This is a genomic window from Phormidesmis priestleyi BC1401 (assembly GCF_001650195.1).
Lineage (GTDB): Bacteria > Cyanobacteriota > Cyanobacteriia > Leptolyngbyales > Leptolyngbyaceae > Phormidesmis_A > Phormidesmis_A priestleyi_B.
Genome location: NZ_LXYR01000007.1, coordinates 57,782 through 77,903, shown reverse-complemented (window position 1 = coordinate 77,903; position 20,122 = coordinate 57,782). Strand labels below are relative to the sequence as shown.

At 49.3% G+C, this 20,122-nt stretch carries 23 protein-coding genes; 10 read left to right on the top strand and 13 right to left on the bottom strand.

Annotated features, from left to right (window positions below; all coding sequences use genetic code 11):
• Nucleotides 1–167: 167 nt before the first annotated feature.
• Both A8707_RS06000 and rdgB read left to right on the top strand, forming a co-directional pair.
• Complete coding sequence (locus A8707_RS06000; RefSeq protein ID WP_068815892.1) at nucleotides 168–887, top strand: GDSL-type esterase/lipase family protein; 720 nt, start codon at nucleotides 168–170, stop codon at nucleotides 885–887.
• Nucleotides 880–1,455 (top strand): RdgB/HAM1 family non-canonical purine NTP pyrophosphatase, encoded by a 576-nt coding sequence (rdgB, locus tag A8707_RS05995; RefSeq protein ID WP_068815891.1) that lies wholly within the window; start codon nucleotides 880–882, stop codon nucleotides 1,453–1,455. Before A8707_RS06000 ends, rdgB begins: the two co-directional genes overlap by 8 nt.
• On the opposite strand, the gene ybaK is transcribed toward rdgB, so the two are convergent.
• The 5 genes from ybaK to A8707_RS05970 all read right to left on the bottom strand — a co-directional run bounded on the left by ybaK (nucleotide 1,452) and on the right by A8707_RS05970 (nucleotide 4,686).
• Entirely contained in the window at nucleotides 1,452–1,928 is a 477-nt protein-coding gene (ybaK, locus tag A8707_RS05990) for a Cys-tRNA(Pro) deacylase (RefSeq protein ID WP_068815890.1), read from the bottom strand. The two genes, rdgB and ybaK, sit on opposite strands and share 4 nt — an antisense overlap.
• Nucleotides 1,925–2,428: a DinB family protein gene (locus A8707_RS05985; protein WP_068815889.1), complete on the bottom strand. Its 504-nt coding sequence runs from the start codon at nucleotides 2,426–2,428 to the stop codon at nucleotides 1,925–1,927. Before A8707_RS05985 ends, ybaK begins: the two co-directional genes overlap by 4 nt.
• A gap of 17 nt (nucleotides 2,429–2,445) precedes the next feature.
• Nucleotides 2,446–3,318, bottom strand: a complete 873-nt coding sequence (locus tag A8707_RS05980; protein ID WP_068815888.1) for a DMT family transporter — start codon at nucleotides 3,316–3,318, stop codon at nucleotides 2,446–2,448.
• Nucleotides 3,319–3,437: 119 nt separating this feature from the next.
• Complete coding sequence (locus tag A8707_RS05975) at nucleotides 3,438–3,656, bottom strand: hypothetical protein (protein WP_156518378.1); 219 nt, start codon at nucleotides 3,654–3,656, stop codon at nucleotides 3,438–3,440.
• Nucleotides 3,637–4,686, bottom strand: a complete 1,050-nt coding sequence (locus A8707_RS05970) for a SpoIID/LytB domain-containing protein (protein ID WP_231947953.1) — start codon at nucleotides 4,684–4,686, stop codon at nucleotides 3,637–3,639. Before A8707_RS05970 ends, A8707_RS05975 begins: the two co-directional genes overlap by 20 nt.
• A gap of 422 nt (nucleotides 4,687–5,108) precedes the next feature.
• Between A8707_RS05970 and A8707_RS05965 the strand changes: the two genes are divergently transcribed.
• Nucleotides 5,109–5,297, top strand: coding sequence for a hypothetical protein (locus A8707_RS05965; protein ID WP_197484641.1), 189 nt, complete (start codon nucleotides 5,109–5,111; stop codon nucleotides 5,295–5,297).
• 33 nt (nucleotides 5,298–5,330) lie between these two features.
• On the opposite strand, the gene A8707_RS05960 is transcribed toward A8707_RS05965, so the two are convergent.
• The 7 genes from A8707_RS05960 to A8707_RS05935 all read right to left on the bottom strand — a co-directional run bounded on the left by A8707_RS05960 (nucleotide 5,331) and on the right by A8707_RS05935 (nucleotide 11,271).
• The gene (locus A8707_RS05960) at nucleotides 5,331–6,116 is read right to left on the bottom strand and encodes a hypothetical protein (protein WP_068815884.1); all 786 of its coding nucleotides are present in this window, start codon (nucleotides 6,114–6,116) and stop codon (nucleotides 5,331–5,333) included.
• A 61-nt stretch (nucleotides 6,117–6,177) separates the two neighbouring features.
• Entirely contained in the window at nucleotides 6,178–6,549 is a 372-nt protein-coding gene (locus A8707_RS30570) for a transposase (protein ID WP_074382465.1), read from the bottom strand.
• A 216-nt stretch (nucleotides 6,550–6,765) separates the two neighbouring features.
• On the bottom strand, nucleotides 6,766–7,254 hold the full coding sequence (locus A8707_RS05955; protein WP_068815953.1) for a molybdenum cofactor biosynthesis protein MoaE: 489 nt from the start codon (nucleotides 7,252–7,254) through the stop codon (nucleotides 6,766–6,768).
• Nucleotides 7,255–7,302: 48 nt separating this feature from the next.
• Nucleotides 7,303–8,109, bottom strand: a complete 807-nt coding sequence (locus tag A8707_RS05950) for an ABC transporter permease (protein WP_068815883.1) — start codon at nucleotides 8,107–8,109, stop codon at nucleotides 7,303–7,305.
• Nucleotides 8,093–8,980 carry an ABC transporter permease gene (locus tag A8707_RS05945; protein WP_068815882.1) on the bottom strand — a complete coding sequence of 296 codons (888 nt, stop codon included), beginning with the start codon at nucleotides 8,978–8,980 and terminating at the stop codon, nucleotides 8,093–8,095. Before A8707_RS05945 ends, A8707_RS05950 begins: the two co-directional genes overlap by 17 nt.
• A gap of 36 nt (nucleotides 8,981–9,016) precedes the next feature.
• Entirely contained in the window at nucleotides 9,017–10,144 is a 1,128-nt protein-coding gene (locus A8707_RS05940) for an ABC transporter substrate-binding protein (protein WP_082906244.1), read from the bottom strand.
• Entirely contained in the window at nucleotides 10,141–11,271 is a 1,131-nt protein-coding gene (locus A8707_RS05935; protein ID WP_068815880.1) for an ABC transporter ATP-binding protein, read from the bottom strand. Before A8707_RS05935 ends, A8707_RS05940 begins: the two co-directional genes overlap by 4 nt.
• 308 nt (nucleotides 11,272–11,579) lie before the next feature.
• On the opposite strand from A8707_RS05935, the gene mrdA reads away from it, so the two are divergent.
• From mrdA to A8707_RS05905, 6 genes are all read left to right on the top strand, one after another.
• Nucleotides 11,580–13,394 (top strand): penicillin-binding protein 2, encoded by a 1,815-nt coding sequence (gene mrdA, locus A8707_RS05930; RefSeq protein ID WP_068815879.1) that lies wholly within the window; start codon nucleotides 11,580–11,582, stop codon nucleotides 13,392–13,394.
• A 20-nt stretch (nucleotides 13,395–13,414) separates the two neighbouring features.
• Nucleotides 13,415–14,158: a class I SAM-dependent methyltransferase gene (locus A8707_RS05925; RefSeq protein WP_068815878.1), complete on the top strand. Its 744-nt coding sequence runs from the start codon at nucleotides 13,415–13,417 to the stop codon at nucleotides 14,156–14,158.
• A 69-nt stretch (nucleotides 14,159–14,227) separates the two neighbouring features.
• The gene (locus tag A8707_RS30150; RefSeq protein WP_082906243.1) at nucleotides 14,228–14,641 is read left to right on the top strand and encodes an inner membrane CreD family protein; all 414 of its coding nucleotides are present in this window, start codon (nucleotides 14,228–14,230) and stop codon (nucleotides 14,639–14,641) included.
• A complete protein-coding gene (creD, locus tag A8707_RS05915) occupies nucleotides 14,583–15,629 on the top strand; it encodes a cell envelope integrity protein CreD (RefSeq protein WP_197484640.1) in 1,047 nt (348 codons plus the stop codon). Before A8707_RS30150 ends, creD begins: the two co-directional genes overlap by 59 nt.
• Before the next feature lie 162 nt (nucleotides 15,630–15,791).
• The gene (locus tag A8707_RS05910; RefSeq protein ID WP_068815875.1) at nucleotides 15,792–16,208 is read left to right on the top strand and encodes a (2Fe-2S) ferredoxin domain-containing protein; all 417 of its coding nucleotides are present in this window, start codon (nucleotides 15,792–15,794) and stop codon (nucleotides 16,206–16,208) included.
• Nucleotides 16,209–16,513: 305 nt separating this feature from the next.
• Nucleotides 16,514–17,164: a response regulator transcription factor gene (locus A8707_RS05905; RefSeq protein WP_068815874.1), complete on the top strand. Its 651-nt coding sequence runs from the start codon at nucleotides 16,514–16,516 to the stop codon at nucleotides 17,162–17,164.
• Between the two features lie 62 nt (nucleotides 17,165–17,226).
• On the opposite strand, the gene A8707_RS05900 is transcribed toward A8707_RS05905, so the two are convergent.
• The gene (locus tag A8707_RS05900) at nucleotides 17,227–18,519 is read right to left on the bottom strand and encodes a tetratricopeptide repeat protein (protein WP_068815873.1); all 1,293 of its coding nucleotides are present in this window, start codon (nucleotides 18,517–18,519) and stop codon (nucleotides 17,227–17,229) included.
• A 281-nt stretch (nucleotides 18,520–18,800) separates the two neighbouring features.
• Here A8707_RS05900 and purD point away from each other — a divergent pair, with 281 nt between their 5' ends.
• Entirely contained in the window at nucleotides 18,801–20,093 is a 1,293-nt protein-coding gene (purD, locus tag A8707_RS05895) for a phosphoribosylamine--glycine ligase (protein ID WP_068815872.1), read from the top strand.
• Nucleotides 20,094–20,122: the final 29 nt, after the last annotated feature.

The window sequence follows — 20,122 nt, the reverse complement described above, 5'->3', positions numbered from 1 at the left end:
TGGTGAATAGTTCGCAGAAAACAAGAGCTACCAGGCTCTATATGCCTATGAGACAATATAGGTTCACCCAAGGAGTGTGAAGATTTGAAAATCTTCTTCCATAGTGGTAGATTCTCAAGAAGCATACTCTATTAATAGCGCAGACCTGACCCCGATCGCCCGCCTTCATGCAAACAATCGCTTCCTCATCTCAACTGAATGAATTTCAAGTAAATCAGCCCTCATTGAGACTGCTCGCCCTTGGAGACAGTCTAATTTATGGTTTTGGTGATCCGATCGGAGGCGGTTGGGTCGAGCGTCTGCGGCGGCAGTGGATGACCCCTGGTAACGCTAATCACGCTCTCTATAACCTGGGAGTGCGCGGAGATGGGGTACGACAGGTCGCCAGACGGCTAGAAGACGAATTTCGGCATCGCGGTGAGTTGCGAAACAAAGTCCCCGATCTGATTATTCTCTCTGTAGGAACCAACGATTCTCCTAGACTTGCCCGATTGGACGGCAAAAATTTCACCGAGTTTGAGGGTTTTCAGGTGGGCATTGCAGACCTGCTCGATCGTGCCCGTCGCCTCTGCCCCGTCTTGTTTGTGGGCGCAGTGCCCGTAGACGAGACTAAAATGCCCTTTCTTGACTGTCTCTACTACAACCACGCCGACCAGCACCGCTATAAAGAAGCCACGCGCATCGCCTGCTATGAGCGACAAATCCCCTATCTAGACCTCTTTGATCTGTGGATGTCTCGCGGCATTACCTGGTGTCAAACTCAGCTAACCGAAGATGGGCTGCACCCCAATGTATCGGGCTATCAGACCCTGCTGCAAGACATTTTGAACTGGGAAGCGCTCCAGCAGTGGATTGGAGTCACAGAACTGGTTACAACTCATGCCTAAACTCATTGTCGCCACCGGAAATCCTGGCAAACTGCACGAAATGCAGGCATATCTCACCGACCCGGTTTGGGAGTTGACCCTCAAGCCAGACACGTTAGATATTGAGGAAACCGGAACGACTTTTCTCGAAAATGCTGGACTGAAAGCGTCACAGGTTGCTAAAGCATTGGGTCATTGGTCGATCGCCGATGATTCTGGTCTAGAAGTCGCTGCTTTGGATGGCGCACCAGGGTTGTTTTCGGCTCGATATGGCAAGACCGATGACGATCGCATTTCCCGATTGCTGCGCGAATTGGGAGACAATCCAAATCGTCAAGCTCGGTTTGTGTGCGCGATCGCTCTGGCGCGACCGGATGGGACGATCGTGCTTCAGACTCAGGGCATTTGTCCTGGTGAGATTCTCACGGCTCCTCGCGGGTCAAAAGGGTTTGGCTACGATCCGATTTTTTATGTGCCAGCGCAGGGGATGACCTTTGCAGAAATGTCGCCTGACATCAAGCATGACATCAGCCATCGAGGACGCGCCTTTGCGGAACTGCTGCCCCAGCTAAAAACACTTGAATTCTAAGGTTTGTCCTGTGAAATCATGCCCACGGTTCCTTTGACGGCTCGAAGATAATCCGCAGGAGCCAGCAAGATTTGCGTTCCGCGCACTCCCGCAGAGATCGAGATGACCTCAAAGATCTCGATCAACTCATCGACAAAAATAGGATAGTCTTTTTTGCACGCCAGAGCCGTGACCCCGCCGCGAATGTAGCCTGTTAGCGGCTGAACTTCTTTGAGAGAAACTGTCTCTACTTTACGATCGCCCGACACCTGGGCAAGTGCTTTCAGATCTAGCTGAGTGTTTCCCGGAATCACCGCTAACAGAATGCCTGTGCGATCGCCCCGTACCACCAGCGTTTTAAACACTTGCTCTGGCGGAAATCCGATTTTAGCCGCGACGGTTTCAGCCGCTAAATCATCGGGGTTAATGTCATAGTCGCGCAACTCATAGGCAATACCCAGATTGTCTAAAACGCGCACAGCATTCGTTTTCACTGCGTCTCTAAACTCGGTAGATAAGGCAAATCAGTCACTCCTAAATCGTATCCTAACTGGTTCAGCAGCGTTGCTATCTGACCACGATGATGAGTTTGATGATTGAAAAAATGCGTTACCAGCAGCCATCCAGGTCGAGTTTGTGCGATCGGGCTAGTAGTTCTGGTGTAAGTAAACGGGTGATTGAGCCACTCAGAAGACACGGTATCGCACCACTCTATAATTTGCTGGTCAGTGAGTTCCCGTTCTCGACGAAGCTCGTCAAAGTCTGAGTAGATTTCTTGATCTAATTTTGCGAGAAAGGGCTGCTTAGTAAAACGTCCTAGCCAGAGCCGATCGCCCACCAAAATATGATTTAACGTCCCGTGAATAGACTTAAAAAACGCGCCTAAGTCCTCTCGACGTTTGATGTCTGAGATTTTAGAACAGACGGTATAGAGGTTTTGATTCATCCAATGGTTATAGTCTGCCATCGTTTTGTAATAACTTGGATTATCCATTACGCCTCGCATAAACGCTAAATTTTTAGAACCCTTGATCTTTTGCCTAGATATACGGACGCTAACACGATCGCTAACACCAAGAACATATCAGGAGAAAGCTTTTCTGAAAACAAAACAGCAGACGCAAAAATTGTAATAAAGGGTTGAAGTAATTGCAGTTGTCCAACTTTTGCAATACCGCCTAGCTCTAATCCACGATACCAGGCAAAGAAGGCGAGAAGCATACTAATAACGCTCACGTAAGCGAATCCAATCCACGCAGAAATTACGTTGTGCTGAGGGTTTATCTGCACTGAAACACAAAATATTGGAATTGAAATTGGCAACGACAGCACCAACGCATAGCAGACAACTCGCCAACTTCCGAGTTCTTTGGCTAATCTCGCTCCTTCTGCATAGCCTAACGCTGCACTAATCACAGCGAATAGCAATGCGATATCAGCAACGTGAAGAATTCCACCACTCACGTAGATAGAATAGATCACGATCGTGGCACTTCCCACAACAGCAGATGCCCAAAATCTAGCGGTTGGCTTCTCGTTTGCTAAGATTACAGCAAATAACGCTGTGAATAATGGTAGAAGACCCGTTACGATCGCGCCATGAGATGCAGGAACATAATTCATTGCGTAGGCGCTAAAAAGCGGAAAGCCAAAAACAACGCCTAATGCTACGATGCTCAATCTTTGAATCTGCTTAAAAGTAGGTATTTTACTCTTTGTGATCCACAGTAGAGATAATCCTAAAATACCAGAAACAACAGCACGACCAATGCCAACTGCAACGATCCCAAATAAAGGAATTGCTGCTTTTGTAGCGGGCAATGTTAAACCGAATCCGATGATTCCTAAAAAGCCCCAAAGGTAAGCCTTAACTTCGTTACTCATTGAATATTAGTGTCGTCGATCGAGCCAAGTCCGCACTTCTTCCTCAGAATCCAGTGAACTCACAAAATTTCTTAACGAATCGTGCTTTTATCAGTTCGGTTACTGAGTTAATTTCAGTTCTAACAGTTCGATGTTTGAATTGTTGAAATGCCTTCTTCTGAAGGACAATATTTCTTATTCCACTCTTCTAGAGTGATCACTACTAGACTATTGGGATTTTCTGACCGCTCGATCGTGCCCAACAGTTTTGCCCGATTCGCTTCACTAAAAAGAAAATAGGCTGTCTCATCGTGTGGTTCTGACTCATACGAAACATCACTACTCGTGATCTTGCTCAATTCTCGCAACGCCTGTTTTGGGATAGTAATTCGCCAAAATTTGATGATAAGAATAGCCGTGTTCTGCTAAATTCAACGCCCCTAACTGGCTCATCCCCTTTCCCTGAAATGCTTCCGCCACGATATCGTCGGAGGCTGCATAAAGCGATTCTACAATGCCGCCGCGATAGCTCACAAACTCTCCTGCTGTCGCATCCACTGCTTGCTGAGTCCGATCGGCTTCTCTCGAAATGCCGCTATAAACCTGATAATATTCATCGGCTCCCATTTGATAGAGTGCGTTTGCAGGTTTGAAATAATAGGTCAACGCATACGATCGAGCCGCCACCGCTTGAGCTTTAAGCGCATTCATGTGCCAATTAGGAGACACCTCACTGCCAACTACGCTAGAGAGATAGTGCCGCAAGTCGATATAGTTTACGACCCAAATTCGCCCCTGTTGCGAAGCCAGCAAAAACTTACCGCGATAAGGTTTATCACCCAAATACAGCACGCCTCCTGCCGCAGGTTCCACCCAAACCAGTGCCGGAATCTGCCATGCGCCTAGAGTCCCGGCTTGTGCTGGATATGCCGCTCCTGCCGCGAGCGAGTGCAGAGAACGCCCCTTCTCATCGGTCATATCAGCCCCCGTAGACGAACCGATCGAGGCACTGCTCACTCCGATCGCGATTCCCACATGCATCTCAATAAATGAATCTACTGTCGCTGTAGATGCCGCAAATGCCGCCTTTGCCTGTGCATTAATGGCAGATTGCTCTTTTGTAAACGTTGCTGGATTTACCGGAATCAGACCTGCCGTTGGTTTCGGTGAAGTCGAAGATTTGGGTTGAGGAGACTTAGACGAGGCAGGAATCGGAACCGACGCGATCGGAGACAGCACAACCGGACTCACTTGAGGTTTAGGCTGTTCTGTAAGCTGATTAAGCGCCAGCCCCGCCAGTGGAATGACTCCCAATAGCGGCAATAACAGCCAGGGACGCTGCTGAAACCACTTGAGAATGTGCTGTCCTGCCATGAGTTTGATATCCAATTTGACCACTAAGGAGAGCGTCTGTAATCACCTCCACCCTCGATCGTAGATTACCGGAAAATCGCCCGATTAGATGTGATTTATCAACCCTTTTCAGACTGGGTGAGAACGTGAGTTGATCTGCTGAATCTGTAACCCTTTGACGGTGGGAGTTGAGGGTTTGCAACACTCTACAAGAACCCGATCGCCCCCAAAAAACCTTTACAGAACTCAGGTTGACAAACTGTATAGTACAAAGATACTGTAGATTAAGTGTACTGAGTTTGTCCCAGATTGCGGTATAGATTGTACCCGAACAAACACGTAAACTTCGATCGCGCATTCTATTTTGTGAGGAGCGATCGATGAGTGAGGCAGCGAGGACGCGGGTACTTATAGAGAGCGTTCTGGGAAAAGCTCAGATAGTTCTAAAGGAGCTTCTGATGAATTCATCTCCCAATAACAGTTCAGATATTAAAGATGCAGAAGAGAAGATCGATCGGACTTTGCAAAATGAGCAGGTTCTTGCAGAGGCTGCTCAACAGATCAGATACCACACATTAGTCCAAAACCTAAGAGCAAAAGGAATGCCAATTACGCCTGAAGAACTTGATGAAATGGACGATTTCTAGAGTTAGTATGAGTGCTTGAAAATTTAGTTGCAACTATTTGTGCAAGGTCTCGATTAATTTATCTAGCTCTTGCCTGAGTATTACTTTTGCTGATTCTATGTGTTCTGCTTTCAAGCACTCTTCTACTCGCAGCTTATTGATCGACTTTTCTCGAATATATCGAATTGCTCTGATGTAAGCATACTTATCAGGTGAATTCTCATCAGGAAACCCTTGCTGAATTAAGTCGATCGACATCTCCCTTTTATACTTGATACTCATAATTAGCCAAGCACGAAGGTAGATGTATATATCCTGTCGAAAACGTGCAAATCTGAGATCAGTTTCGAGGTACGCTCGATCATCTTCTTTCCTTAAAGCTACAGCACATGCCTTCACAGCGATTCTTTTCAGTACGTACTCATTTGCTAACCCGCAGACGATCGTATCTCTAACGCGCGAGTCTTGTTCAATATCTTCAAGGGTCTGAGTCTGAACGCTCAGTAACTTACCAGCTTGCTTTCTATGCTCCGGCGGAATTACAGAATAGTATTCTAACTCTTGTAATGTGTGAATGCTATCAGGAGATTGCTTGTCTAGGAAATCCCGCTGTTTCTCTTCCGCAGCAAAATCAATTGCTCCCCCAACTAAAGCATTCACCATGCTGTAAGAAAACGTAAGAAAAAAACCACCTACTACAAGTTCTAAAATTGGTTTTTCTTGAGGGACAAGCAACGGCATCACTCGCGATAAAAGCAAAGCAAGAAAGATCAGAAAGAAGGCTGTAAATACGGCATGATCTTTACGAACTTGGAAAGGCACTCTGTTTTGAGCTTGCATTAACTAATCTCCAACTCATTCGATGAATTAACGTTTACTGATTGAAAAGAAAATGAACCCGTTAATCTAGCAATCTCACTAGTTCTTGTAGTAGTTCTGACTCCTCCTCTACGGCTTTACGAATTCGGGCAATCATGTACGAAGCCGTATTTTTGCTCACTCCGACTTCTTGAGCAAGTTGACGGACACTGACTGCCCTAGACGCTTTCAACACTAATTCAAGTGCATGAAACCACTTATGTAAATCTACATGAGTCTGGTGAAAAAGTGTTCCAACCGTAACGCTGTATGAAGTAAAACAAGTGTTGCAGTGATACCTTTGTTCTGATTTAAAGGCTGAGGCACTTGTTGAATCGCAATACGGACACCGAGGTTTGCCTTGCCAGCGAATGACTTCCAGAACACGCAAGCATTCCTGATGAGTTTTTGACATAGCGAGATTCAGAATTGAGCATCAAGCTAATCAAAAGCTCAATCTGACCCCTGCTACGCAGAAATTCAGGCTAAATCAGGCACATTCCATAATTCAAACCAAATCTTAAATGTTGTACCGCGTCTCCTTTAGGTATTCGTCGCTTTGACTCACAGAAATTCTCAAATCGCTCACGAGCCGAGATGTTGACATAGGCGACGACTCACATGGTTGACCTTAGCAGTCGAGTTGCTCACAGGCTCCGATCGAGACCCAACTACTAGAGCCATCCTGCCAGTGTTCTTTTTTCCAGATGGGCGCGTTGTGTTTGAGTGTGTCGATCGCAAACTGGCACGCCTCGAATGCCTCCGATCGGTGAGGACATCCCACCGCAATCAACACGCTGATTTCGCCAATCTGCAATTTGCCTACGCGATGATGAATCACGACACGATTCACGTCTGCCCAGGTTTTACGAATCTCTGCCGCAATTTGCTGAAAGACACGCATCGCCATCGGTTCATACGCCTGATATTCCAGCGATTCGACCGCCTTGCCATCGGTTTTGTTGCGAACCATCCCGCTCATCACTACGATCGCGCCACTTGCAGGATTATCTGCCAGGTCATAAACCTCTTGAAGCAGCAGGGGCGCAAAGGTGATGGCGAAGCGATCGTCGGGGTGCGGTTGAATCGGGTAAGACGTGGAGAGCGTCGTGGCAATCATAAAATCAAGCTCAGTGAGACTGACTCTATTTTGCACAGATTCGATCGATTACTGGAGGCGCTTTTTCTCACTGCGATAGCGAATGGTTTCTGCAATCAGTGCCACTGCACCAGAAGCAACCATGAGAACGACACTCAAGGCATTGATATCGGGTTTAACACTGGTGCGAATGCGGCTGAAAATCTCCATTGGGAGGGTTGTTGCGCCGCCTCCAGCAGTAAAACTGGCAATCAGAAAATCATCCATGCTGAGGACAAATGCGAGGAGACAGCCAGAGACGATCGCGGGCATCAATTCTGGCAACAGCACCCTCACTAATGACTGATAGGGCGTTGCGCCTAAATCTTGGGCGGCTTCTTCGAGATGAGGATTGAGATTGACAAGGCGAGTGGATACGACAAACGCGACGTAGGATAAACAAAATACGGTATGGGCAGCAACGATCGTCCATAAGCTTAATGGCACTGCGATCACCGCGAGGAATACTAACGTCGAAACCGCGATCGCGATATCTGGAATGATCAGAGGCAAGTAAGAGGCACCCTGATATAACTGCTTACCCGGAAATCGATAACGCGCTAATCCTACTGCCATGAGTGTGCCAATGATTGCAGAAATGCCAACGGCACAGAACGCAACCGTTAAGCTATCTGACAACGCTGAGAGGATACGACTGTCGTTGAAAAATTTGACATACCACGACAGCGTAAATCCGCCCCACTGAGCACTGTTGGGCGATTGGTTAAAGCTATAAAACCCTAGTACCAAAATCGGTAAGTACATGAAGCCAAACATCAGCACCGAAAACAGCGCTTGCCAGGAGATGCGAAGGGGACTTTTAGAGGGAGCTTGCATTTTTGTCGCCGTATTTAATGAGCAGCGCGATCGCTAAACTAACTGCCAGAATTAACACCATGCTGAGGGCTGACCCAAATCCCCAGTTTTGAGTTGCGCCTAAAAATTGGTTATAGATCAGTCGCGCGGCTGTCATGCTCGACGTGCCGCCCAACAGTTCAGGATTGATAAAATCTCCTAGCCCGGTGATAAACACGAGTAGAGACCCTGCGGCGATTCCGGGCAGAGTTTGCGGGACGGTGACTTTCCAAAATGCTTGAGGGGGAGTGGCTCCTAAATCGGCGGCAGCTTCTAAAAAGCGACGATCGAGCTTTTCTAACGAAGCATAGAGAATCAGCACCATGTAGGGCAACAGGCTATAAGTCATGCCGATAAACACAGCAGGCGATCGGTTGAGTAAATCGAGCGTCGGTAAACCCAGACTTGTCAGCAGCGTGTTGAGAACGCCTGTCGGACGCAGAATGCTAATCCAGGCATAAGAGCGCAATAGAGAAGATGTCCAAAGCGGCAGCACGAAGGCTAACAGCAGCAAGTTGCGCCAGCGTTTAGGAGAGAGGAGCGCAATCCAGTAGGCGACCGGGAAGCCCATCAGGAGACAAAGTAGCGTAGTTCCGGTAGCAAAGAGGAGCGATCGACCAATTACGTTCAGCACATCTGACTGAAAGATTCGCCAATAGTTGCCTAGCCCCGATGGATTTACAAGGTCTCCGGGTTTGATGTTGGGCACCAAGCTCAATTCAAAAATCAGCAGCGTCGGAATCACTAAGAGCAGTGCCAGCCAAACGCCTGCGGGAACCAACAGCAAAAGCGCTTGCAGCCATTGGGGAGTGGGAGCGATCGGGCGAGATTCAGAAGGAACTTTGGTAGACACAGGAGGAAAAGGATGAAGGATTAAGAGATAACGACCCTAACTGCTCGTCAGCTTTGTCCAATATTTTTCATAGAGTTCGAGTATAGATTTGTCTAACGGAGCCACGGTTTCTGCTTTATCGAGCAGATTTTGAGGCGGAAAGAGAGTGACGTTGTTCTTCAACGTGTCAGGGAGTTGATTGAAGGCAGCCTGATTGGGCGTTGCAAAGAATAGCCGCTCAGTGACTCTAGCCGCGACTTCGGGTTGCAGCATAAAACTCAGCCAAGCGTAAGCGGCATCTGGGTTAGGAGCCGTTTTAGGAATCACCATCGTATCGCTCCAGAGTGAGGTGCCGCTGGTCGGAATCACATATTTGAGCTTAGGATTTTGATTGATCACGTTGACCGCATCCGCCGAATAGCCCATCGCGATCGACAAGTCTCCCGCCAAAAGCTGATCGCGCCAAGCATCGGTGGTAAATGTCGTAATGGCAGGTTTGAGTTCTTGCAGTTTTTCGTAGGCTTGCTTGATCTGCTGTAGATCAGTGGAGTTATAAGAATAGCCGAGCGATCGCAGCACTGCCCCCATGACTTCTCGCACATCGTCCATTAAAGTCAGGCGACGAGTCAGTTTATCTTTGTGCGTCCAGAGATAATTCCAATCGGTGGGCGGTTCTGTCAGCTTTTCGCTGTTGTAAATCAGCCCCGTTGTGCCCCAGCTTACCGGAACGCTGAAGCGGTTGCCCGAATCGTGAACGGACTTCTGAAATCTCGGCAAAATGTTCTGAAGCCCATCTAAGCGAGAATGGTCTAACTCACTCAGATAGCCCAACTTCACCATCTGCGACACTTTATAGTCAGACGGATAAATAATGCTGTAAGTTCTAGCTTTGCCTGCTTGAAAGGTCGCCAGCATCGTCTCGTTAGAGTCAAACACGTCAGAAATGACCTTGATGCCCGTCTGCGATCGAAACGCATCAATCAACTCTTGATCGACATAGTTAGACCACGTATAAACATGCAGCTCGTCAGAGGCACCTTGCCGCACCTGATCAGTTTGCACTTTTGCCAGCGTCCAGCCGCAGCTTGAGAGTGCTATGCCTGACAAGCCCGCGATCGAGGTTTGCAAAAACCGCCGCCGCGATCGAGATAGATGAAGACGAGTCAAATCAGCCATAGAAGTCATTCTGGCAGCGCCAAACAATCGTCTGCGCCCCAGTGGAGGTAAACGGGCGTATCACCAGTGGGAACGTTGAGCGCATTGGGCTGACGAACGGTAATCTGATCGCCCGATAAAAGCTGCACCACATAATGCACATGGGTTCCGAGATACATCACATGCTTGAGTCGCCCTTCAAAACAGTTGAGCGAGCCATCAGGCGGCGAGAAGCCAACATTCACCTTTTCGGGGCGCACACTGACGACCACCGCGCCAGAGGTGAGCGGCAGCCCATTCGTATCATTGGCAGGCTGCACCTTCATTTTCAACCCCTTGTCGGTGATCACCCACAGCATGGTGGGGTGTGCGCCTTCGATTCTGCCGCGAAACAAATTGGTGTCTCCGATAAAATCAGCGACAAACGGCGTTTGAGGACGATCGTAGATTTGACTCGGTGAACCCATCTGCTCAACTTTGCCGTCAACCATCACTGCGATGCGATCGGACAAGCTCAATGCCTCTTCTTGATCGTGGGTCACCAGCACAAACGTCACGCCTAATTCTTGATGCAGATTCGACAGTTCGACCTGCATTTCTTTTCGCAGCTTCAGATCAAGCGCCCCCAGCGGCTCATCGAGCAAGACCACCGTGGGGCGATTGACCAACGCTCGTGCCAAAGCGACTCGCTGCTGCTGCCCCCCAGACAGTTGAGCCGGAAAGCGCTTTGCAAAGCCTTCCATCTTCACCAACTTTAAAGCCTCTTTGACTCGCTCTTGCACCTCTGCTTTGCCGCGCTTTTTAATCCGCAGCCCAAAGGCGACATTCTCCCAAACGGTCAAGTGGCTAAACAGCGCGTAGTTTTGAAAGACCGTGTTAGCAGGTCGGCGATAGGGCGGAACGTTGAGCATCGATTGTCCGCGAATCAGCACATCCCCAGCGGTTGGAGTCTCAAATCCAGCAATCAATCGCAGAGTGGTCGTCTTGCCGCAGCCCGACGGACCTAAGATACTAAAGAATTCACCGCGTCGAATACTGAGATCGATCCCGCGAACGACAATCTCTCCGTTGAAAACTTTAAATACTTTTCGCAGCTCAACATCAAACTCAACATTGATGCCTGTTGTTTGCTGATTCTGCGTTGCCGTCTGAGCCATAGTGACGATTTCCTGCGGTGATTCCTGCTTGTTGCGCCGAAGGTAGCTTGCCTGATCCCCGATAAAGATGCTAGATGTGACGTTTGGTTTATCTTATATCGTGAAGTCGTCAAGAAGATTACCTGCCTGCTGCGTCTGAGTAACGTTATTTAACGAATGGCAACGAGACCGATATTTTAGAATGGCGCTGTTAGCCCTAGACTGCCCATCTGGATGAACGAATTCCCAATTTAGATTAGTCGATCTTTTGCCTGAAAGATCTGTCTGTTCGCCTTCGCCCTGAAGATATCTTCAGCTGACTATAGACTTTGCTTCAGTCTCCTCCTACGATCGCTTACCAGAAACACACTCGCAGCGTCGGTCGCAAAAACCAGGCTCTGACGCTGACGTTTGGCGTTGCGGCGATGATTTTAGGAGGGTTGGGCGGTCGCCTTGCCTATCTGCAACTGATGCAGGGCACTCAAAACCGAGAACTGGCAGACAGCAATCGCATTCGACTGCTTCCTAAACAGCCAGAGCGGGGGAAGATTCTCGATCGCAAAGGCAAAATTCTTGCAGGCAGTCGTCTCTCTCACTCAGTCTTTCTGTGGCCCCTTGCTCAAAAGAAAGCCGAGTGGAGCCACACTTTAGAGCGCGTCTCGCAGATTCTCAACATTCCTGTCGCTGATATTCAAAAGCGTCTGGAGACGGAAGGCTATAACTCCCCCTATCGAGTCCGCATTGCTCGCAGCATCAGCCCTCAAAAAGTCACAGCTTTAGCCGAAAGCATTGGTGAACTGGATGGAGTCCAGGTGGATGCAGAAGCTGTGCGGAGCTATCCCAACGGCGATTTGGCGGCTCATGTGCTGGGCTACACGGGCGAACTCACCGATGATGATTTTAAGAAACATCATCTAGATCACTATCGGCTCGGTGATGTCATTGGTCAAATGGGCATTGAATCGGCGCGTGAGCAAGACTTGCGGGGCGAGTGGGGCGGTCAACAAGTCGAAGTCGATGGGGCTGGAAACGTCGTTAAGATCTTAGGAGAAAAGCAAACTCACGCCGGAAAAGACGTGACGCTGACGATCGACCTCGATCTCCAAAAAGCTGCCGAAACTGCGTTGGGAAATCGCAAAGGCTCGATCGTGGCGATTAACCCCAACAATGGCGAAATTTTGGCGATGGTCAGCCGTCCGGCGTTTGACCCCAACCTATTCTCGACTCGCATCTCAGAAAAGCAGTGGCAGCGATTGCAGGGTGAAGACCACCCGTTTGTGAATCGGGCGCTGCAAGGCTATCCTCCCGCCAGCACGTTTAAGATCGTCACGACAACGGCGGGGTTAGAGTCGGGCAAATTTTCGCCGGATACCGTGCTAGCGACTTCGGCATCGATTCGAGTCGGCGGCATCGATTTTGGCGATTGGAACCACGCAGGGTTCGGTCCTCAAGGCTTTGTAGGTGCCCTGACGTGGAGTAGTGATACCTTTTTCTATCAAATCGGCATGGGAGTTGGCGACCAAACTCTGATTCAATGGGCACGTCGGTTTGGGTTTGGGCAAAAAACAGGCATTGAGCTAGGCGATGAAGAAGCGTCAGGATTGGTGCCAGACAACGCCTGGAAACAGAAAGAAATCCACGAATCCTGGTTTTTGGGCGACACGGTTAATATGTCGATCGGACAAGGCTTTTTGCAGTGTACACCGCTGCAAGTTGCAGGGATGTTTGCGATCGCTGCCAATGGCAGTTATCGCGTCAAGCCTCACCTCCTTCAAGACAATGAATCTGCTGAAAACTGGCGCGAACCTCTAAACCTGAAGCCCAAAACCGTGCGGATTCTCCACGAAGGACTGCGAGGCGTGGTCAATGGAGGCACCGCAACGGCGGCATTTAGCGGAACCGATTTAGCGATCGCCGGAAAAAGCGGCACCGCAGAAGATTTTGGGCGTGAATCGCACACCTGGTTTGGCGCATTTTCTCCGGTTGACAAGCCTCAAATCGTGGTGGTCGCGTTTGGAGAAAACTCTGGTGGGGGCGGCGGCTCGTTTGCGGCTCCGATGGTGCGACAGGTGCTAGAGGCATATTTCCACCCGGATAAAGCCAAGAAGCAGCAGGCGGAAGTAGTTGCTGCACCGAGAGACTAGACTGTAGGAAATATGCCATTATGGAACAAACCTGGAACTCTAAGACCTATGCTGAGAATGCCCGATTTGTCTCCGATTTAGGAATGGCTGCGGTCGAATGGCTTGCCCCCCAACCCGGTGAACGAATTTTGGATCTGGGCTGTGGCGACGGAGCGTTAACGGTAAAGTTGCAGGATTTTGGCTGTGAAGTGATTGGGGTCGATTCAAGTCCTGATTTCGTCAACTCTGCCCAGTCGATCGGACTCAATGCCCGATTGATCGATGGGCACGAACTGCATTTCAACCCTGAATTTGATGCCGTGTTTAGCAACGCTGCACTGCACTGGATGACCCAGCCCGATCGAGTGATCGATGGCGTGTGGCAAGCGTTGAAACCAGGCGGTAGGTTTGTGGGTGAGTTTGGCGGAGCGGGTAACACTGCCGCGATCGTGTCTGCTCTAGGCAAGGCATTAGAGAAACGGGGGCTTGATGCAGCGACCCTAAATCCTTGGTATTTTCCAACAATAGAAGACTATCAGACGCGATTGGAATCAAGAGGGTTTGAAGTCGGCAGAATTGCGCTGATTCCTCGCCCCACTCCTCTACCTACCGGGATTAGAGGATGGCTGACAACCTTTGCAAATCCGTTTACAACGGCGCTGCCCAGTTCAGAACGAGATGTTTTTTTAGATGAGGTGACTGCTAGTTTAAAGCCTACTCTGTGCGATGCGTCTGGGCAGTGGGCTGCCGATTATGTGAGGCTGCGGTTTTCAGCTAGTAAGTAGACTATCTGCTTTACGTTTCTTAAACTTCCTCCTCCGAAATTTCTGCCAGCAGAGGTGAATCATTGGGAAATGAATACCCGCGTTCAGTCCTCTCGATCGTCACTTATGTACGAGCAGCTAAAAAATTCTCAATTCGCCCGACTGCTTCTAATTACGTTCCTGATACTCGTTCTCCAAATTCCGACTGCGATGCTTCAGGGGTTGGTGAGCGATCGCCAAAATCTCCGTCAAGAAGCCATCAGCAGCATCACGTCTAATTGGGGGCGAGAGCAAGCCATTTTAGGACCGCAGCTCTATGTGCCTTATATTCGACGATCTCAGGTCGGCAAAGATGAAAAAGCTGATGTGAAATACGGCACATTTCTGCCGGATGATTTGCAGGTGACGGGCAATCTTAAGACAGAAGTGCGCTATCGCGGCATTTTTGAAGTCCCGATCTACCAGACTAAACTCGATATTCGGGGTCGGATTTGTCCGTCCTGATGTCACGAGTTGGGGAGTGCGCCCAGAAGATATTCTGTGGGATCGCGCCGAACTGAGTTTGCAGATCTCAGATGCTCATGCCATTCAAACTCAAGCGACGTTGAACTGGAATCAAAAATCGATTCCGTTTACCGCAGGTCAGGGCAAATATGGCGGCGCAGACCAAGGCATTCACGCCAATCTAAAAGATCAGCTTAAGGGCGACAGCTTTGATTTCACCATTCCGCTCACGGTAAACGGCAGCGAGAAAATTTCCTTTGCGCCCTTCGGCAAAGTCACCAAAGTCAGCCTCAATTCTGACTGGACAAATCCTAGCTTTCAGGGCGTGTGGTTGCCTGATCAGCGATCGGTGACGACCAAAGGCTTTAATGCCACCTGGGATATTCCCTCGCTCGGTCGCAACTATCCTCAACAGTGGAACAACGAATCACCTGTGAATCCTGAGCTGATTCAGACATCTTTGTTTGGAGTCGATTTGATTTCGCCCGTCGATAACTATCGAATGAGCGATCGCAGCATTAAATACAACTATTTGTTTTTAATCCTGACGTTTGCAGTGTTTTGGCTGTTTGAGACCGCCACTCGCTTGCGCGTTCACCCGTTGCAATATTTGCTAGTTGGGGTGGCGATGTCGATGTTTTATCTGCTGCAACTGGCGATTTCTGAGCATCTCGGCTTTAAGGTCGGCTATCTGATTGCAACGGGTGCAGTGGTTGTTTTGATCACGGCATACTCGATCGCCGTTCTGCGAGCCAGAAAACGAGGCGCGATTATTGGAGTCATGCAGGTTGCGCTCTACAGCTACCTCTATGTGGTGCTGGCAAACCAGGACTATTCGCTATTGATGGGTTCGATCGGGCTATTCCTCTTCTTAGCGATCATCATGTATTTCACTCGCCGCATGGAGTCGCTAGAGCCGCCTCTTAGCCCAAAGCGCACAGAACTACAGCCTCCCCAACCTGAACCGCATTCTCCAGAAACGCCTTAATTTAATTGCCGTGTCCATCTATCTAGAGATAGTAGTTCATCTGAGCTACTATCTCTAGAGTATCAGATTGATGCTCTACTGCAAATTCAACCAACAGTGCTTGATCAGATGCCCATTTAGAGAAAGGAATTAGGATCATCGTTACTCACAGCGCTTTAAACAATGACCTCTCAATCTGATCTGACAAAACGGGTTGAATCGTTGGGACTCGCCCAAATTCAGCGACACGTATTTATCTGTGCTGACCAGACCAAACCCCTGTGCTGCTCTAAAGAAGACGGGTTAGCCGCTTGGGACTATCTGAAAAGTCGCCTAAAAGAACTCAACCTCGACAAACCCACGATCGAGCGCCCAACCTGCATTTTTCGCACCAAAGCAAACTGTTTGCGCGTTTGTGATCAAGGTCCGATTATGGTGGTTTACCCTGATGGAGTTTGGTATCGAGCCACTAGCCCAGACATCATCGATCGCATCATTCAAGAACATCTAATTGGCAATCAAATCGTGCAAGACTGTGCATTCTTGACTCATCCGCTTCCAACTCCCGCCAATTTTGAAGGAGATCACGATCATCAGTAATGATGTAAAAAACGTGCCGCTGACTCAGATTGAGATTAGACGTTCGACTGACAATGTTAAATTCACTGAGCAGTCGTATATAATGACACGAGAAACAGGGGCGATCGCTCTAGGCGTTAGTCAATGATTAGAAATAATCAACTTAGTCGATGACTACTTCGAGACTTTTCACCAGAAAAATAGGCTTCAATCAGATTTCCGTTAACTTAAACGGTCAGTTCTGTAGAATATGGCAGTTGATAGAACTTAGTTTCTATCGGTTTTTAGAACGTCAATCCTGATCAAGGCAGAGCGAGTGTCACAGCATGAAGGAAACTAGCGCAGGGAATCACAGACGATTGCTGTTGATCGATGATGACCCCAACCTGATTTTGTTAGTGAAAGACTATCTAGAGTTTCGTGGCTATGATGTCATCACTGCCGAAAACGGGCGTGAGGCTCTAGAGGTGTTAGAACAAGAAACGCCAGATATGATCATCTGTGATGTCATGATGCCAGAAATGGACGGCTATTCTCTTGTAAGCGCCATTCGTCAAGATCCCAAAACCAGTTGGGTTCCGGTGCTCTTTCTTTCTGCAAAGGGGCAGAGCCAAGACCGCGTGAAAGGGCTGAACATCGGTGCAGATGTTTATATGGTCAAGCCGTTTGAGCCAGAAGAACTGGTCGCTCAGGTCGAGTCTTCTCTAAAGCAAGCTTCGCGGCTGATTCAGCACAAAGACTCTAAGGGGGGAGACAGCTCACCCAAAATTCAAGTGCCGTTTGATGTTGATTTGACCCCAACCGAGCTGCGGGTTGTGCATTTTGTCGCGCGAGGCATGGCAAACCGAGAAATTGCTGAAGAGTTAAAGGTCAGTCAACGCACGATCGAGAGTCACGTCAGCAATATGCTCGGCAAAACGGGGCTACACAATCGCACTGAGCTAGCCCGGTGGGCGATCGAGAACGGCATGGCGTAGTCATTAGCAACCATTCATCTCATTATTAAGAGGGACGTTCTATAGAGCGTCCCTCTCAGCGTTTAGGGCGGGCTTGGCTGAAGCGATCGCCCAATCTTTTGAGACACTTGCTGAATCTGACGGGTGAAATAATCGGTTCGGTAGTTGAGTTGTTTGGCGGCGACTAACCCTTGATTAAACGCTGTCAACGCCTGAGGATAGGCTTTACGCGCGAGATAAATCTGACCCATCTGGTCATAGGCTTCCATCAGCCCATAGGTGTCATAGGTTTGCTGCTGAACTCCTGCGAGATATTCATAGACCTGCAGTGCGGCATCTAAGCGATCGTGCGATCTATATAGCGCTCCTAACTTTCGCAGCGCATCACTGGCATAGGCGAGTTGAAAGACAGGTTGTGCTAGCTTAAAGGCTTCCTGATAATTTTGCTCGGCTAGATTCACCTGCCCGCTTGCCGCATAGTTGTCAGCAATTCTAATTTTGAGGGCAGGGATCAACTCAGGCTGAGGATTTTTTTGATAAAGATCCGCGAGTTGCTGCTGATATTGAACGGCTTGGGCAGGTTGCTTGGCTTGCTCGTAACCATAAGCCAGTTGAGTCAGATAGAAGGCTTGACCGGATGGATCGCTTCTGGTCTGAGCCAGTTTCAGCAACTCTGTATAAGTCGCGGCGGCATTGGGATAGTCAAACCAACTGAGATGCAGTTGCCCGATCGTGTTCAACAAGCTCACCTCTTCGGTGGCATCTTTGCGCTGACGGGCTTCTGCCAATAATTGCTCGTAAATGTTGACAGCTAATCCGGGCGATCGCACAAGCTGATAGGCTGTCCCCAACGCTTGCATGGTTTGAGGACGTGACAGGTTCATTTCATTCGTCGTTGGGGTCTGCACCTGTTTCTGAATCGCTTGCAGCCGCCTCGTAATCAGATTCACTTCATTGGGCTGATTCTGCTTCCAAGCGCTATCGCCGACTCTGCCCAGCGCGGTGACTTCGTTTAAGAAGCCCAACGCTCGACGCAGGCGCAACTCGCGGTTCCAAATCTCAAAAGCGTTGAGAATGTCGCCCGATCGATACTGGGCGATCGCTTGGGCGTTGAGGTCATCGAGGGCAATGCCCAACGTCTGACGCTCCGATTCGCTTAAAGGACGCTGCAATCCCCCAGGCAATAATGGGTCAGGTGCCGTCAACTCTAAAGGGCTAGGCGGAAACTGGTCGGGCTGAGGCGGTTTCTTTTGAGGAGTTTGAGCAGGAGTCGGTTGGGGAGTGGGCGAAGTCGCCGCCTGTCCGGGAAGCGTCCCGATTAGGCAGATAAAGACGATCGTTTCAAGGCAGCGCTGGCGAAGAAAATTGGCAGTCATGAGACAAATGTTAGCGATCCTTAATATGGTGAGCGACTCAGATTTAGCCTAGAAGGTTTCAGGGTTTAAACTGACATCTGACCCTAATTCATGACAAGCTGCTTCAAAACTCTACATTCCCATGACATAATGAGATGCTATTTGGCAGGTCAGTAGGATTGCTCGATAGGCTTAATATTCTACCGAATTAGAAACACCGATTCAGGAAACCCCATTGAGATTTAAACCACCGATAGGCTGGGCTGTCAAACACCATTTAGTAAGGTCTGAGCGAGGGTAATGTGAGGGTTTTGATTGTCGGTAATGGGGGTCGTGAACATGCCCTGGCTTGGAAGCTATTGCAGTCGCCGCAGGTTCAGCAGGTGGTCTGTGTTCCGGGCAATGGAGGCACCGCTACGCTCGATCGCTGTAGCAATTTAGCCCTGTCTTTAGACGACTTTGAAGGCATTGCGCGATTTGCTTTAGTGAACAATATTTCATTAGTGGTCGTCGGTCCCGAAGTTCCGCTGTCTCAAGGGATCACAGACTTTCTGACTGAGCAGACGTTAGCGGTGTTTGGTCCGACTCGTGAAGGTGCTCAAATCGAGTCGAGCAAGGCGTGGGCAAAAGCGCTGATGCAGGAAGCCGGAATTCCGACTGCTCAGGCAGAGGTCTTTACAAGTGCGGAGGCTGCCAAAGCGTATGTTCGCCGTCAAGGTGCCCCGATCGTAATCAAAGCAGACGGACTCGCTGCTGGCAAAGGAGTCACCGTTGCATCAACCGTGGAAGCCGCCGAAGCCGCGATCGACGACTGCTTCGAGGGGCAGTTTGGCTCTGCTGGCTATCGGGTTGTTGTTGAAGAATGCCTGATAGGGCAAGAAGTCTCGATTTTGGCAGTCACCGACGGGTTGACGATCCGCCCTCTGCTGCCTGCCCAAGATCATAAGCGCATCGGCGACGGTGACACCGGAGAAAACACGGGCGGAATGGGGGCATACGCTCCGGCTGCGATCGTCACCCCGGCTCTGATGGCGCGCATTCAAACCGAGATTTTAGACCCGACGATCGCCACTTTGCGCGATCGTGCTATTGACTATCGCGGCATTCTCTATGCAGGCTTGATGATTACGCCCGAAGGCGACCCGAAAGTGATTGAGTTTAACTGCCGCTTCGGCGATCCTGAAGCTCAGGCGATTTTGCCCCTGCTTGAAACGCCCCTAGAAAAACTGCTGTTTGCCTGCACTCAACAGAAACTAGAGCAGTTTCCTCCCCTTGAGTGGAAATCTGGAGCCGCTGCCTGTGTGGTGATTGCCTCAGAGGGCTATCCAGGCAGCTTTAAAAAAGGGCTGCCGATTGCAGGCATTGAGCAAGCTGAGATGACAGGAGCGGTGGTTTTTCACGCTGGGACTCAGCGCAAACATCAAATTCTGGTCAGCGATGGAGGACGGGTGCTCGGAGTGACCGCTGTTGGAGAGAATCTTGAGCAAGCGATCGCTCAGGCTTATGAAGCGATCGAGTCAATCCAATTTGAGGGGATGTATTACCGTCGAGATATCGGCTACCGAGTCAGAACGGTTAGCTCAACTCAAAATTGACTTATATTTAAGATCAGAAAAGATAAGCG

What these genes read in the sequence shown, in the direction of transcription:
- A8707_RS06000 (WP_068815892.1), top strand. Translation starts at nt 168, where the DNA reads ATGCAAACAATCGCTTCCTCATCTCAACTGAATGAATTTCAAGTAAAT.
- rdgB (WP_068815891.1), top strand. Translation starts at nt 880, where the DNA reads ATGCCTAAACTCATTGTCGCCACCGGAAATCCTGGCAAACTGCACGAA.
- A8707_RS05985 (WP_068815889.1), bottom strand. Translation starts at nt 2,428, where the DNA reads ATGGATAATCCAAGTTATTACAAAACGATGGCAGACTATAACCATTGG.
- A8707_RS05980 (WP_068815888.1), bottom strand. Translation starts at nt 3,318, where the DNA reads ATGAGTAACGAAGTTAAGGCTTACCTTTGGGGCTTTTTAGGAATCATC.
- A8707_RS05965 (WP_197484641.1), top strand. Translation starts at nt 5,109, where the DNA reads ATGAATTCATCTCCCAATAACAGTTCAGATATTAAAGATGCAGAAGAG.
- A8707_RS05960 (WP_068815884.1), bottom strand. Translation starts at nt 6,116, where the DNA reads ATGCAAGCTCAAAACAGAGTGCCTTTCCAAGTTCGTAAAGATCATGCC.
- A8707_RS30570 (WP_074382465.1), bottom strand. Translation starts at nt 6,549, where the DNA reads ATGTCAAAAACTCATCAGGAATGCTTGCGTGTTCTGGAAGTCATTCGC.
- A8707_RS05955 (WP_068815953.1), bottom strand. Translation starts at nt 7,254, where the DNA reads ATGATTGCCACGACGCTCTCCACGTCTTACCCGATTCAACCGCACCCC.
- A8707_RS05950 (WP_068815883.1), bottom strand. Translation starts at nt 8,109, where the DNA reads ATGCAAGCTCCCTCTAAAAGTCCCCTTCGCATCTCCTGGCAAGCGCTG.
- A8707_RS05940 (WP_082906244.1), bottom strand. Translation starts at nt 10,144, where the DNA reads ATGACTTCTATGGCTGATTTGACTCGTCTTCATCTATCTCGATCGCGG.
- A8707_RS05935 (WP_068815880.1), bottom strand. Translation starts at nt 11,271, where the DNA reads ATGGCTCAGACGGCAACGCAGAATCAGCAAACAACAGGCATCAATGTT.
- A8707_RS05925 (WP_068815878.1), top strand. Translation starts at nt 13,415, where the DNA reads ATGGAACAAACCTGGAACTCTAAGACCTATGCTGAGAATGCCCGATTT.
- A8707_RS30150 (WP_082906243.1), top strand. Translation starts at nt 14,228, where the DNA reads ATGAATACCCGCGTTCAGTCCTCTCGATCGTCACTTATGTACGAGCAG.
- A8707_RS05910 (WP_068815875.1), top strand. Translation starts at nt 15,792, where the DNA reads ATGACCTCTCAATCTGATCTGACAAAACGGGTTGAATCGTTGGGACTC.
- A8707_RS05905 (WP_068815874.1), top strand. Translation starts at nt 16,514, where the DNA reads ATGAAGGAAACTAGCGCAGGGAATCACAGACGATTGCTGTTGATCGAT.
- A8707_RS05900 (WP_068815873.1), bottom strand. Translation starts at nt 18,519, where the DNA reads ATGACTGCCAATTTTCTTCGCCAGCGCTGCCTTGAAACGATCGTCTTT.